Origin of the sequence: Piscicoccus intestinalis NBRC 104926 (assembly GCF_001515525.1) — a bacterium.
Lineage (GTDB): Bacteria > Actinomycetota > Actinomycetes > Actinomycetales > Dermatophilaceae > Kineosphaera > Kineosphaera intestinalis.
Genome location: NZ_BCNQ01000134.1, coordinates 1 through 12,595, shown reverse-complemented (window position 1 = coordinate 12,595; position 12,595 = coordinate 1). Strand labels below are relative to the sequence as shown.

At 71.3% G+C, this 12,595-nt stretch carries 12 protein-coding genes and 1 pseudogene; 8 read left to right on the top strand and 5 right to left on the bottom strand.

What is annotated here, in order from left to right:
- Positions 1–104: 104 nt before the first annotated feature.
- Positions 105–1,589: pseudogene (locus PINTE_RS25215) on the top strand (IS1634 family transposase); the annotation flags it as partial.
- Here the strand turns inward: PINTE_RS25215 and PINTE_RS22130 are convergent.
- The gene (locus tag PINTE_RS22130; protein WP_245643022.1) at positions 1,502–2,290 is read right to left on the bottom strand and encodes a glycerophosphodiester phosphodiesterase family protein; all 789 of its coding nucleotides are present in this window, start codon (positions 2,288–2,290) and stop codon (positions 1,502–1,504) included. The pseudogene PINTE_RS25215 and the gene PINTE_RS22130 sit on opposite strands and share 88 nt — an antisense overlap.
- Before the next feature lie 306 nt (positions 2,291–2,596).
- Here PINTE_RS22130 and PINTE_RS17080 point away from each other — a divergent pair, with 306 nt between their 5' ends.
- From PINTE_RS17080 to fabF, 5 genes are all read left to right on the top strand, one after another.
- Entirely contained in the window at positions 2,597–3,787 is a 1,191-nt protein-coding gene (locus tag PINTE_RS17080; RefSeq protein ID WP_068433174.1) for a PucR family transcriptional regulator, read from the top strand.
- Positions 3,788–3,935: 148 nt separating this feature from the next.
- Entirely contained in the window at positions 3,936–4,865 is a 930-nt protein-coding gene (locus tag PINTE_RS17075) for an ACP S-malonyltransferase (protein WP_068433172.1), read from the top strand.
- Between the two features lie 9 nt (positions 4,866–4,874).
- Positions 4,875–6,005: a beta-ketoacyl-ACP synthase III gene (locus tag PINTE_RS17070; protein ID WP_084343724.1), complete on the top strand. Its 1,131-nt coding sequence runs from the start codon at positions 4,875–4,877 to the stop codon at positions 6,003–6,005.
- Positions 6,006–6,131: 126 nt separating this feature from the next.
- Complete coding sequence (locus PINTE_RS17065; RefSeq protein ID WP_068433170.1) at positions 6,132–6,380, top strand: acyl carrier protein; 249 nt, start codon at positions 6,132–6,134, stop codon at positions 6,378–6,380.
- A 136-nt stretch (positions 6,381–6,516) separates the two neighbouring features.
- Positions 6,517–7,770: a beta-ketoacyl-ACP synthase II gene (gene fabF / locus PINTE_RS17060; protein WP_068433167.1), complete on the top strand. Its 1,254-nt coding sequence runs from the start codon at positions 6,517–6,519 to the stop codon at positions 7,768–7,770.
- A gap of 608 nt (positions 7,771–8,378) precedes the next feature.
- Here the strand turns inward: fabF and PINTE_RS17055 are convergent.
- Complete coding sequence (locus PINTE_RS17055; protein ID WP_068433165.1) at positions 8,379–8,888, bottom strand: DUF3145 domain-containing protein; 510 nt, start codon at positions 8,886–8,888, stop codon at positions 8,379–8,381.
- Positions 8,889–9,394: 506 nt separating this feature from the next.
- On the opposite strand from PINTE_RS17055, the gene PINTE_RS17050 reads away from it, so the two are divergent.
- A complete protein-coding gene (locus PINTE_RS17050; RefSeq protein WP_245643020.1) occupies positions 9,395–9,616 on the top strand; it encodes a hypothetical protein in 222 nt (73 codons plus the stop codon).
- 152 nt (positions 9,617–9,768) lie between these two features.
- Here the strand turns inward: PINTE_RS17050 and PINTE_RS17045 are convergent, their stop codons facing one another.
- Together PINTE_RS17045 and PINTE_RS17040 are read right to left on the bottom strand one after the other, a co-directional pair.
- On the bottom strand, positions 9,769–10,278 hold the full coding sequence (locus PINTE_RS17045; RefSeq protein ID WP_068433162.1) for a roadblock/LC7 domain-containing protein: 510 nt from the start codon (positions 10,276–10,278) through the stop codon (positions 9,769–9,771).
- Complete coding sequence (locus PINTE_RS17040) at positions 10,275–10,925, bottom strand: GTP-binding protein (RefSeq protein WP_174524026.1); 651 nt, start codon at positions 10,923–10,925, stop codon at positions 10,275–10,277. Before PINTE_RS17040 ends, PINTE_RS17045 begins: the two co-directional genes overlap by 4 nt.
- Positions 10,926–11,250: 325 nt before the next feature.
- On the opposite strand from PINTE_RS17040, the gene PINTE_RS17035 reads away from it, so the two are divergent.
- Positions 11,251–11,619 carry a roadblock/LC7 domain-containing protein gene (locus PINTE_RS17035; RefSeq protein ID WP_068433160.1) on the top strand — a complete coding sequence of 123 codons (369 nt, stop codon included), beginning with the start codon at positions 11,251–11,253 and terminating at the stop codon, positions 11,617–11,619.
- 102 nt (positions 11,620–11,721) lie between these two features.
- On the opposite strand, the gene PINTE_RS24530 is transcribed toward PINTE_RS17035, so the two are convergent.
- The gene (locus tag PINTE_RS24530; protein ID WP_157087325.1) at positions 11,722–12,246 is read right to left on the bottom strand and encodes a VldE C-terminal domain-containing protein; all 525 of its coding nucleotides are present in this window, start codon (positions 12,244–12,246) and stop codon (positions 11,722–11,724) included.
- Positions 12,247–12,595 lie beyond the last annotated feature (349 nt).

The window sequence follows — 12,595 nt, the reverse complement described above, 5'->3', positions numbered from 1 at the left end:
CATGACACTTGAGCTGTTTTCGGGGTTGTCGTCGGTGTTCGTGCTGGTCACTGGCTTGGGTTGGGTGGAATTGACGTACCCCGCTGCTGGGTATGGTGGCGCTGGTGGTGTTCATCCGCCGATCCGCTGGCCGCTCGGGCGCCACGAAGGTCCAGATCGCTGAGCGTCGCGCTGGCCGCAACGTGATCCTGGAGCACATCGGCACCGCGCACGACGAGGCGGAGCTCGCTGTGCTGATGCAGATCGCTCGTGAGCGGATACGGCCCGGGCAGGAGGCCCTCGATCTTGGCCTGGACGACGCGCCGGCCGGGACGGGTCGGGCTCGCGGAGTCATCACGTGCAAGCGGTGCGCGCTGTTGTGGGATGTGCTGACCAGCGCCTACGCCCGGCTCGGGTTCGACGTTCTGGGCGATGACGCGTTCATGCAGCTGGTCCTGGCCCGGCTGGTGGAGCCGACGAGCAAAGCCGACAGCGTGCGCGTGTTGGAGGAGATCGGGGTGCCTCATGTGGATGTGCGGACCTTCTTCCGCGCTCTGGACCGCGCCGTCCACCGTGACTATCGGGGACAGATCGCCGCAGCGTGCTTCGCGCACGCTGCCCGCCACGGCGACCTCACCCTTGTGCTCTACGACGTGACCACGCTCTACTTCGAGGCCGAGTATGAGGACGAGCTGCGCAAGGTCGGGTACTCCAAGGAACGCCGGGTCGACCCGCAGGTCGTGGTCGGGCTGCTGGTCGACCGGGGCGGGTTCCCGTTGGAGATCACCTGCTGGTAGGGCAACAAGGCCGAGACCGCCACCATCCTGCCGACCATCCGCGCGTTCCAGGAACGCCACGGTGTGGCGGACATGGTCGTGGTCGCCGACGCCGGGATGCTCTCCTCGAGCAACCTGAAAGCGCTCGACGAGGCCAACGTGCGGTTCATCGTCGGGTCCCGCCAGACCAAAGCGCCTGCCGATCTGGCGTCCCACTTCCGCTGGCACGGGGACGCGTTCACCGACGGGCAGATCATCGATACCATCACCCCGCGGCATGCCGGCGCGACCAGCGAAAACGACACGCACCTGCGGGACGAGCCGGTCTGGGCGCCGCAGACGCATCCGAAGTCGTGGCGGGCGGTATGGGCGTACTCGAGCAAGCGGTCCGCCCGGGACAACAAGACGTTGACGGCGCAGGAGAACCGTGCCCGAGCCGTCGTCGCGGGTGAGCGACCGGCCCGCAAGCCGCGGTTCGTCATGATCAAGGGCGATGCGGCGGTCCTGAACGAGAAGGACCTCGCCAGGGCTCGCAGCCTGGTCGGGTTGAAGGGCTATGTCACCAACATCCCCGCCGACGTGATGCCCGCGAGCGAGGTCATCGCCAGCTACCACGACCTGTGGCGGGTCGAGCAGTCGTTCCGGATGTCGAAGTCCGACCTGCGGGCGCGGCCGATATTTCATCACGAGCGCGACGCGATCGAAGCCCACCTGACCGTCGTCGTCACCGCGCTGGCCGTCGCCCGTCACCTACAAGAACTCACCGGGCTCAGCCTGAAGAAGATCATCCGGGCCTTACGGCCCCTGCAGGAGATCACGGTCAGCATTGCCGGCCACGAACACCTCGCCGCCGACCCCCTCACCCCAGCCGCGAAACACATCCTGAAGTCCACCGCCCACCCGCAGGAAAAATGACGTACCCCGGTGTCATGACTCGGGGCGGTGCCGCTGGTCTGCAGGTCCTTGGCCATGAACGTGTTCTCGTTGCGGAACGTCCACGGGATGACCTTCAGCCCGACGGCGTGCGCGTCGGCCACGAGGCTGGTCGGCGCCCCGAGCGTGTCGTCGGCCTTCTTGGGGATGACGAAGAACTTCTCGGGGCCGATGCCGTCGGCGAACGTCGAGATCTCCTTCAGGCCGGCGGGCTTCATCCAGTCGGAGTACTTGCGGGTGTCGCCCTTGCTCAGCAGGTCGTAGGGGCCGTCCCACCGACCGTCTCCGGTCCAGGCGAGGAACGTGGAGTTGGCCTGGTAACCCATCTTCCGCACGGCCTTGAGGTTGGTGATCTCGAACGACTGCAGCCACAGCGGCGCGTTCTTGCGGTCCAGGCCGTGGGCGCGCACCTGCGTCAGGAACGCTTTCTCGGGGTTGAAGCCCTTGGCGTGGAAGTACGTCGAGTGCTTGATCTCGGGGATGATCCCGATCGTGCGGCCGTGCTCCTTGCTCAGGCGCTCACGCAGCCTGAGCACCTCCTCGAACGTCGGCACCTGGTAACGGCCGTCGTACAGCGTGTTGTGCTGGCGCTCCTTGGGCAGGCGCTCCTTGGCCCGCAGGGTGCGCAGCTCGGCGAGCGTGAGAACCTCGACGGCACCGACGTGACGGGCTGGTTCACCGAGGACAGCTCGTAGGCGGCCAGCGCAGCGTGCGGGAGCTCATGGGTGGCATCCCATCGGCCGATCCCCAACTGCGAGTAGCCGATCGGTGGCGGGCTCGTGGCGGGCGGGCGAATCTACCGCGCTCGGCGGCGGAACCCGAAGCCCGCCTCCGGGGAGTGAGGGCGGTCAGCGGGCCGGAGGCGCGGGACGGCCCCCTCGCGGCGATCGGGCTCGTAAGCTGCGGGGATGGCCCCGCAGACCGCGACGTTGCGCGAGGAGACCGTGCGCAACATCGAGGGCGCGGCGGGTGATCTCATGAACGCCGCGAACCGCCACCTCGACGCCCGGCTCGCCTGGTACCGCGCGCTCCCCGCGCAAGAGCGCTCCTGGGTGGGGCTCATCGCCCAGACCGGGATCTCGACGTTCGTCGCGTGGTGCCGCGGGGAGGGCCGGCCGGACCGGCTCCCGGTGGAACTCTTCGGGGCCGCCCCGCGCGACCTGACCCGCGCGATCACCCTGCGCCAGACCGTCGACCTCGTGCGCAGCGTCGTCGAGGTCGTCGAGGACCACGTCGTCGAGCTCGCCGCCCCCGGCGACGAGACCGCCCTGAGCTTCGCGGTGCTGCGCTTCTCGCGGGAGGTCGCGTTCGCCACCGCGCAGGTGTACGCCAACGCCGCCGAGTCCCGCGGCGCCTGGGACGCCCGCCTGGAATCGCTCGTCGTCGACGCGGTGCTGCGCGGCGAGGCCGACGACGAGATGGTCTCGCGCGCCACCGCCCTCGGCTGGGGCGAGCTCGGCCCGGTGACCGTCGTCGTCGGCAGCCGCCCGACCGGCTCCTCGGCCAGCGCGGTCGAGTTGGTGCGGGCGGCCGTCGGCAAGGTGTCGCTGGAGTCACTCATCGCGGTGCAGGGCCGCCGCCTCGTCGTCATCCTCGGTGGCTCCGCCGACCACGGGCGCGGGGTGCACGCGCTGCTGCCGTACTTCTCCGACGGACCGGTCGTCGTGGGCCCCACCGTGCCGCGGCTCTTCGCCGCCGGCCGCTCGGCCCGCGCCGCCCTCTCGGGGCTGCGCGCCTCGCCCGCCTGGCCCGGCGCGCCCCGGCCGGTGCCCGCCGACGACCTGCTGCCCGAGCGGGTGCTGCTCGGCGACGCGCCCGCCCGGCACCTGCTCATCGAACGGGTCTACTACCCGCTGCAGCGCGCCGGCGGCTCCCTGGCGGAGACCGCCGCCGCGTTCCTCGACTGCGGACGCGGCATCGAGGCCGCGGCCCGAGCCCTGTACGTGCACCCGAACACCGTGCGGTACCGGCTGGGACGCATCGCCGAGGTCGTCGGATACGACCTGACCGAGCCCCGGGAGGCGCACATCGTGCAGACGGCCCTGGCGCTCGGAGCCCTCGACGCCACCGCCCCGCGGCTGCCGCGCCGCGATCCCTGAGCGATCCCAGACAGCCCGGAGCCGGCCCCCGATCGGCAGCGACGCGCCGAGTTCATCTGCGCTTTTGGAGGAAACCTCCAAAACGATCGTCCATTTCTGTGCCCCCTCCCGGGTCCGCGGACGCCCGTCCGGGTGGAGTCTGGAAGACGTGCTTGCGATCGCCTGTCCCGGCCAGGGCTCCCAGAAGCCCGGTTTCCTCTCCCCGTGGCTGGAGCTGCCCGGCTTCCGCGACCACCTCGAATCCCTGTCGTCCGCGGCGGAACTCGACCTCGTCGCCCACGGCACCGTCTCCGATGAGGAGACGATCAAGGACACCGCGGTCGCGCAGCCGCTCATCGTCGGCGCCGGCCTGGCCACGCTTCGAGCCCTCCTGGGCGACGACCTGAGCCGGGTCGGCGCGTTCTCCGGCCACTCCGTCGGCGAGATCACCGCCGCCGCGGCCGCCGGGGTGCTCTCCGGGGAGCAGGCGATGGTGTTCGTGCGCGAGCGCGGCAACGGCATGGCCGCCGCGAGCGCCGTGACCCCGACGGGCATGAGCGCCGTCATGGGCGGTGCGCAGGACGACGTCATCGCGACCCTGGACCGGCACGGCCTCACCGCAGCGAACATGAACGGCGGCGGCCAGGTCGTCGCCGCCGGCACCCTCGAGCAGTTGGAGGCGCTGCTGGCCGATCCGCCGGCCCGCGCCCGCGTCATCCCGTTGTCGGTCGCCGGCGCGTTCCACACCCACCACATGCAGCCGGCCATCGAGCCCCTGGCCCGCTACGCCGAGACGATCGAGCCGAACGAGCCGGCCCGGCCGCTGGTGTCCAACCGCGACGGGCAGGCGATCACCGACGGCGGCGTGGTGCTCGAGCGGCTCGTCAGCCAGGTCGGCAGCCCGGTGCGCTGGGACCTGTGCATGGCCACCCTCCTTGAACTCGGCGTCAGCGGAATGATCGAGGTGGCCCCCGCCGGCACCCTCGCCGGCCTCGCCAAGCGCGGCATGAAGGGCGTGCAGACCGTCGCCCTGCGCACCCCCGACGACCTCGACGCGGCGCGCGAGCTCATCGAGACGCACGCCGACCCCCGCGACTGAGGATCCCCGATGACGTCCACCACACCCGAGGCCAGCGACCAGCCGGATCAGCCCGACCAGCGCGACCAGCCCGACCGGCCCGAGCAGCGCGACCGGTCCGAGCGGTCTGACCGGCCCTTGCTGACGACCCGCGTCGGTCCCGCCTACACCCGCATCTGGGGCATGGGAGACCACCGGCCTGAGCGCGTCGTGCCCAACGCCGAGATCGTCGGCGACATCGACTCCTCGGACGAGTGGATCCGGGATCGCTCCGGCATCGCCGCGCGTCGTCAGGCCGGGCCGCAGGAGTCGGTCGCCGACATGGCCACGCAGGCGGGGCGCGCGGCCCTGGCGGCCGCCGGTGTCGAGGCCGACCGGCTCGGCGCCGTCATCGTCGCGACCCTGACCCACCCGTACCAGACCCCGGCGGCCGCCACGCTCGTGGCGAGCGAGTTGGGCGCCGGCGCCGCGGCCGCGTTCGACCTGTCGGCGGCCTGCTCCGGCTTCTGCTACGGCGTCAACGTCGCCGACGAGATGGTTCGCGGCGGCAGCAGCGAGTTCGTGCTCGTCGTCGGCGTCGAGAAGATGTCCGACTTCCGCGACCCGCACGACCGGGGCACGGCCTTCATCTTCGGAGACGGGGCCGGCGCCGCGGTCATCGGCCCGAGCGAGACGCCGGGCATCGGCCCGACGGTCTGGGGCGCCGACGGCTCCGGTTTCGACCTCATCAAGCAGTCCACCGACTGGGTGAGCTTCCGCCGCGCGCTCGACGACCCCGACTCCACCCCGCAGGACCGGCGCTGGCCGTTCATCGACATGGTCGGCCCCTCGGTCTTCCGCTGGGCCGCGTACAAGATGGTGCACGTCGCCCGGGAGGCGGTGGCGGCCGCGGGCCTGACCGTCGCCGACATCGACGTGTTCGTGCCGCACCAGGCGAACATCCGCATCATCGACGCGATCACCAAGCAGATGAAGTTCGGTGAGCACGTCGTCGTCGCCCGCGAGGACGTCGCCGACATGGCCAACACCTCGGCGGCGTCGGTGCCGCTGGCGGTCACGCGGCTCTTGCGGGAGGGCAAGGCCAAGTCCGGTGACATCTGCCTGCAGTTCGGTTTCGGAGCCGGGCTGACCTGGGCCGCGCAGGTGGTTGTGCTGCCCTAACACCACAAAGGATCCCGCCGGTTCGACGGGTCAATCGGACCACCGCCCGACAGCGTCGGGCACCCGCCCCGGACACGAGGCGGCGGGAGCAAATGTTTCAGACAACCGACACAAAGGAGCACGATCATGGCGCAGAGCGAGCAGGAGATCCTCGAGGGTCTCGCCGACATCATCAACGAGGAGACGGGCCTGGAGCAGGACGCCGTCGCCCTCGACAAGTCCTTCACCGAGGACCTCGACATCGACTCGCTGTCGATGATGACGATCGTCGTCAACGCCGAGGAGAAGTTCGGCGTGCGCATCCCCGACGAGGAGGTCAAGAACCTCACCACGGTTCGCGACGCCGTCGACTACATCGCCAAGGCCCAGGCCTGAGGCACCCGACCGGCCGCGCCGCCGCCCCGGAACCGATCGACGCGATCGATGTGATCGACGTGATCGGTCCGGGGCGCGGACGGGGCACGCAGGCTCCTGCGCGGTGCGACCCGCAGGCGAAAGGAAGAACCTGAGAATGTCCTCCCCCCAGCAAACGCGGGTCGTCGTCACCGGCATGGGCACGACCAGCCCCCTCGGCGGCAACGTCGCCGACACCTGGCAGGCCCTGTTGGCCGGCACGCCCGGCGCACGCCCCATGCCGTATGACTGGGTGCAGACCTACGACCTGCCCGTCACGTTCGCGGCGACGCTGGCCCAGCCGGCGAGCGAGGTGCTGAGCAAGGTCGAGCAGCGTCGGCAGGACCCGTGCTCGCAGTACGCGCTCATCGCCGCCCGCGAGGCCTGGGCCGACGCCGGCTCCCCCGAGGTGGAGCCCGAGCGGCTGGCCGTCGCGATCGGCTCCGGCGTCGGCGGCATCACGACCGTCGTCGACAGCTGGGAGAACCTGCGCACCAAGGGTCCCCGGCGCATCTTCCCGTTGGCCGTCCCGATGCTGCTCGTCAACGGCCCCACGGGCGCCGTCGCCATCGAGCTGGGTGCCGCCGCGTGGGGGCACACCCCGGTGAGCGCGTGCGCGTCCGGCGCCGAGGCCATCGGCAGCGCGCTGGGCATGATCCGCGAGGGCCGCGCCGACGTCGTCGTCGCCGGCGGCACGGAGGCCGCGATCCACCCGCTGTGCGTCGGCGGGTTCGCCGCGATGCAGGCGCTGTCGAAGCGCAACGACGACCCGGCGACCGCCTCCCGGCCGTACGACACCGGCCGCGACGGCTTCGTCATGGGCGAGGGCGCGGCGCTCATGGTGCTGGAGTCCTACGAGCACGCCAAGGCCCGCGGCGCGACGATCTACGCCGAGCTGCTCTCCTTCGGCGTGAGCAACGACGCCCACCACGCGGCGGCCCCGGAGCCCGAGGGCTTCGGCGCGGCGTCGGCGATGGCCGAGGCGCTGCGTTTCGGCGACATCGACCCCAAGGACGTCGTGCACCTCAACGCGCACGCCACGTCGACGCCGGTCGGCGACATCGCCGAATGCAAGGCGATCCACAAGGCGTTCGGCGACCACGTCGGCGGCATCGCGGTGAGCGCGACCAAGTCGATGACCGGGCACCTGCTCGGCGCCGCCGGCTCCCTCGAGGCGGTCTTCACGATCAAGGCGATCAACGACCGCCTCGCCCCCGCGCAGATCAACCTCTTCGACAAGGACCCGGCGATCGACCTCGACATCGTGCACGGCGAGCCGCGCAAGCTGCCCGAGGGCGACATCGTCGCCATGGACAACTCCTTCGGTTTCGGCGGCTGCAACGTCGCCCTCGCCTTCGCCAACGTCGACTGACGTCTCGCGAGACCCGTAGCCCGCGGCGCCCCCGCGCGCCGGCGGGCTCTCGCGCGCCACCGTTCCACGACCGTGTGCTGCCGATGCACCCCGTCACGCGTACGCCGCCGACTCCCCCGCCTCCCAGCTACCGGCACCCCGCCCGAGGACCCCGCCTCCGCGCCCCTTTTCCGCACGGGAGCCTGTGCCAACCGACGGGACCGCCCGGCTGCGACCGAACCGGCTCCGCGGGGCTGGTTCTGAGGCAGCCGCCCGGTCCGGTCTCACCCTTCGAGGCCGACCGCCACGATTCGAGACACAGCCCACACGCGACCCGAGCCGCGACCCCGAGACGCGACCGAGGGACCGACCCCCATCCCCGGTGGGTCGGTCCCTCGTGGTCGTCGCGCTCCCCCGCGGGCGCGACAGCCGCCGCGGCCCGGCGATTGGTCCGAAGATCGCCGGGGCCCGGCGGCCAGTCCTAGGCGCAGGTCATGACGGAGCCGGCTCGGCACGCGCCCCTGTCCGTGGTACCGCCGGCGCCGGTGGCGCCGGTCATGCAGGTGACCCGGGTGACGCCGGGGCGCGGCACGATCCGCAGAGCGGGCCGTCTCCGGCTCACCGCGCGCTCAGCTGACGCGGTAGAGCCAGCGCGTGGGGTGGCCCTCGCCGGCGTGCCGGAAGGGGTCGAGCTCGAGGTCCCAGGCGGTGCCGAGCGCGGAGTCGATCTCGCGGCGCAGGGCCGTGTGGTCGCCGGAGCGCATGGCGGCGCGCAGCCGGTCCTCGTTGACGACGGCGTCGCCGTTGGCGGCCAGCCAGGAGTGGTGAATGCCCAGCGCCGGGGTGTGCACCCAGCGCGAGCCGTCGACGCCGGGGCTAGGCTCCTCGGTGACCTCATAGCGCAGGTCGTCGAAGCCGCGCAGCGCGCTCGCCAGGCGCGCGCCCGTGCCGGGCTCACCCGCCCACGAGAACTCCCCGCGCACGAGCGATCGGCCCAGGGGCTGCGCCGACCAGTCGAGTCGCACGTTCTCCCCGAGCACGCTTTCCAGTGCCCAGCACACGTGCGGGCACAAGGCCGCGGGGGTGGAATGCACGAACACCACCCCGCGGGTCATCACGGTCGAGCTCAGAACAGACATCCGGACCTCCTCTGGTGCGTGAGGGACGTCTTCCCCAACGACCTCGAAACACCAGGCGGAGACCGATGCGCGTCGCGCGACCGATCGATTCGGTTGTCGACGCCGGCCCGCTCGTCACCTTTCCCCAGGTGAGCGACCGAATCCGCACGTCGTGCGCCCATTCTGCAACAGCGACGGGCTCCTGGCCAAGCGTCCTACTCGATGTGCGTGGCGAGGTGCGCGCGACGTGCCTGACGACGTGCCTGGGACATGAGCCGCGAGCGACGGGCCTTGGGCGCCATCGGGCTCCGCGTCATTGTCGACATCGGGGCGACGGGGGCGCCGGCGAGAGCTGGACAATCGATCAAGACATACGCTTGACTCGAACGCAGGGCAGCCCGACGACGATGTCGCGACACCGGGTGTCGTCGCCACTTGGGGAAGTGGCGGGAGCTGTCGGCAGTGACCATTGGGGGACACCGATCATGAACGTGAACGGAATGCCTGCGCCTGGGATGCAGAGCGCGATGGCGATTCTCACCGCCCGCATGCAGAGCATGGACGGCGGCTGCACGGTCAACGAGTACGTCGACGTGCTGCGCGACGAGATGGCCGACCAGGATCCACTGATCCTCACGTCCGCGATGGCCAGCCTCGCCTCGGCGCTGCTGGCGATCGCCTCCGGCGGCACGAAGATCCCGCCGTACGAACTGCTGTCGACGATCGGCCTCACGCTCGCCGAGGCCTGATCGCCGCGAGCACCGCGACCGGCCCAGCGCCGGTGGACGGGCCCGGATCACCAGAGGGGAGATCCGGGCCCGTCGTCGCGTCCGGGGCCGCTTGCTCGCGACCGCTTGCTCGCGACCGCTTGCTCGAAGCCGCCTGCTCGAAGCCGCCTGCGTCAGCGCGTGCTGAGCCAGGTGCGCAGCTCCTCGGCGGCGCTGCGCACGATGACGACCATCGTGCCCAGCTGCACGTCTTCGGCCGACACGGCGAGCAGCAGGTGGCCCAGCGGCGGCTGCACGAAGCTGACGAGCACGAGGTGGCCGTGACCCGTGGAGATCGCCACCATCGCGGAGCCGGGCACGACGCCGGCGCTGCTGACGATCTCCGCCTGCGCCGACGAGACGGCGAACAGCGAGCTGTTGAGGGCGGCCAGGCGGCCCACGTCCTCCTCGGGCACGCCGAGGGAGCACAGGTTGAGTCCGTCGGCGGTGCCGAGCATCGCCGACGTCATCGTCGGCAGGGATTCGCTGATGCGCTGCAGGCGCGGCAGGGCGGTGCGGCCGATGATCATCGACCACAGCTCCCATTCCTGGGCGATGCCCTCGTGCATGACGAGGTCCTTGACCTCCTCGTCGTCGGTGCCGAGGTGCGAGCCGATGAGGGCCTCGGGACCGGTCTCGCTCATGCCGTCTCCTGCGTGGACTGGTCGGAGTGCTCAGGGTGTTCCGGGTGCTCAGCGGGCTCAGGCTGCTCAGCGGGCTTCGGCCGCTGGGGCTCGTCGAGGTCGAGGGCCGTCATGACGACCCGGACGACGTCGTCGCGCTCGCGGGGATCGGCCTCCACGAGGGGCATGTCGGCTCGGAACCGCCCGAGCCGACGGCGATACTCGGCGATGTCGGGCTCCCCGTCGCGGCCCTCGCGGCGCGTGAGGGCGACGATGGTGCGCGCCCACACGTGCTCGTCCCCGATCCGCAGCAGCCACTCGGCCATCTCGTCGACGGTCTCGCTGCGGTCCCCGTAGCCCCAGAGCACGATCGAGGCGCGCCGGGCGACGACCGAGGCGCGGGCGGAGGCGAACCGCAGCTGGCCGGGGGTGCCGAGCACGCCGACGCGGCTGCCGTCCGGGGCCACCCACTCGCCGTAGTCGATGCCGACGGTGGTCGTGGTCTTGTCGGTCTCCCGGCGCGGGCCGACCGCGACCGAGGAGCGCATCACCTCCGTGCTGACGACCGGCACGTCGCTGATCGCGCGCACCGCCGTGGTCTTGCCCACACCCAGCGGGCCCACGAAGGCGACCTGGCGTTTGGTGGTCGGACCCAGCACCGTGTGCATGGTGCTCCTTCCAAGAACGACGGCCCACGCGAGGCGCACGATCGGCCACGTCCGGCCATCAGGCCGCGACGGGCCCGCGATCGGGCCGGGATCGGGCGGCTGCGGGCACGGTGCGCTATGTATACCACGCTGTCTCGCAGGGCCCTTGGCGGTGAGCGCGAGACGCGCGCGGCCACTGGTACGAGCGTCCATGACACTCGCCCAGGACCCGCTGCTGTTCACTGCGAGGCGACCGATCGCACGCTGTGTCCCCGCCCACGGGTGAGCGGCGAGGTCGCCGAACCCGGGCCGCCGGTAACCCCCCAGCCGATCGAAAGTAGGAGACATGGCCACGCAGGAACAGATGATGAACGTGATGAACCGCCTCGCCGCGGACGTCAGCGGCTTCATGGGCGCATGCATCGTCGACATGGAGACGGGCATGCCGCTCGCGTCGAAGAGCAGCCGCGGCGACTTCGACCTCGAGGTCGCCAGCGCGTACAACGCCGAGATGGTCAAGGCGAAGAACAAGACGATCCGCGCCCTCGGCATCAACTCGCAGCTGGAGGACATGCTGCTGACGCTCAGCGACCAGCTGCACCTCATCAAGATGCTGTCGAGTTCGACGTTCATCTACATCGCGGCCGACCGCGGCTCGACGAACCTCGCGCTGCTGCGCAGCGCCGTCAACCGGGAGACCGCGTCGATCGTGTGAGCCGCGCCTCGACATGAGTCTCGGCAAGACGAGAGGGCCGCCCCTGGTCGGGGGCGGCCCTCTGGCGTCAGGATCGGGTCGAAGGGATGGCGGGCGCGGCCGTCACGGGCAGGAGCCGGAGCCCGAGTTGAACGAGATGTGCACGTGGTCGTAGTGGTTCGCGGTGGCGTCCCCGCGGTCGCTCATCCGGTTCCAACCGCCACCCGGGTGCGCGATGCGCTGCTTCCAGATGACGTACTTGACGTTGAGCTGGTCGGCGTTGCGCAGGGCCCACGCGGCCACGCGGTCGCCCTCGGAGCCGCGCACCATGACGTCGAGCGCCAGGCCGCGGCCGTGGTCGCCGCCGCCGGAGCGGTAGCCGCCGATCGAGCTGACGTCGAAGCGCGAGTTGATGCAGCCGCGCACCTTGGCGGGCCAGGACTGCAGGCCACCGGAGGCGGCGACCACACCGGTCTGGCCGGCCGCCCGCGAGGCGGCCTGGGTCTGCACAGAGGTCTGTGCGGCAGTCTGGGCGGAAGCGGCGGAGGCGGCGGGGGCCGCCTGCGCGCTACCGGCGGGGACGAGCATCGCGGCGCTGAGTGCGGGGGCCGCAAGCGCGGCCACTCTCGCTGTCAGTGGGAGAGGCATGGAGGAGATGCTTGCAGCGTTATTTTTTCGTGTCCAGCTCGAGATGTGGCTGTGACCGATAACTTAGGTGACGCAACACTCTTCGTTAATCGAGTCGACGCCGTACGGTCACCCCGTCGATCGACTACCTCGATCCAGCCCAACGATGGCCGAGCGAGCGCGCGCCCCCACCGACCGTCGGTGCCACGAGGCCGCGCTCTCGCGTCACCGCCTCCCCGCGGGATCGGCCCGCTGACCAGCCTCGGGGCGGGAGTCGCGGCCCCGCCGGCGCGACCGGCTCCGCGGGCGCACGCCGCCCGCAGCGGTCTGTCGGCACGCGGCCGAGCCACGGCTTCGCACGCGTCGGCGG

Coding starts and splice junctions, on each gene's coding strand:
- PINTE_RS17055 (WP_068433165.1), bottom strand. CDS start 8,888: ATGTCTGTTCTGAGCTCGACCGTGATGACCCGCGGGGTGGTGTTCGTG.
- PINTE_RS17065 (WP_068433170.1), top strand. CDS start 6,132: ATGGCGCAGAGCGAGCAGGAGATCCTCGAGGGTCTCGCCGACATCATC.
- PINTE_RS17035 (WP_068433160.1), top strand. CDS start 11,251: ATGGCCACGCAGGAACAGATGATGAACGTGATGAACCGCCTCGCCGCG.
- PINTE_RS24530 (WP_157087325.1), bottom strand. CDS start 12,246: ATGCCTCTCCCACTGACAGCGAGAGTGGCCGCGCTTGCGGCCCCCGCA.
- PINTE_RS17040 (WP_174524026.1), bottom strand. CDS start 10,925: ATGCACACGGTGCTGGGTCCGACCACCAAACGCCAGGTCGCCTTCGTG.
- PINTE_RS17080 (WP_068433174.1), top strand. CDS start 2,597: ATGGCCCCGCAGACCGCGACGTTGCGCGAGGAGACCGTGCGCAACATC.
- PINTE_RS17070 (WP_084343724.1), top strand. CDS start 4,875: ATGACGTCCACCACACCCGAGGCCAGCGACCAGCCGGATCAGCCCGAC.
- fabF (WP_068433167.1), top strand. CDS start 6,517: ATGTCCTCCCCCCAGCAAACGCGGGTCGTCGTCACCGGCATGGGCACG.
- PINTE_RS17050 (WP_245643020.1), top strand. CDS start 9,395: ATGGCGATTCTCACCGCCCGCATGCAGAGCATGGACGGCGGCTGCACG.
- PINTE_RS17045 (WP_068433162.1), bottom strand. CDS start 10,278: ATGAGCGAGACCGGTCCCGAGGCCCTCATCGGCTCGCACCTCGGCACC.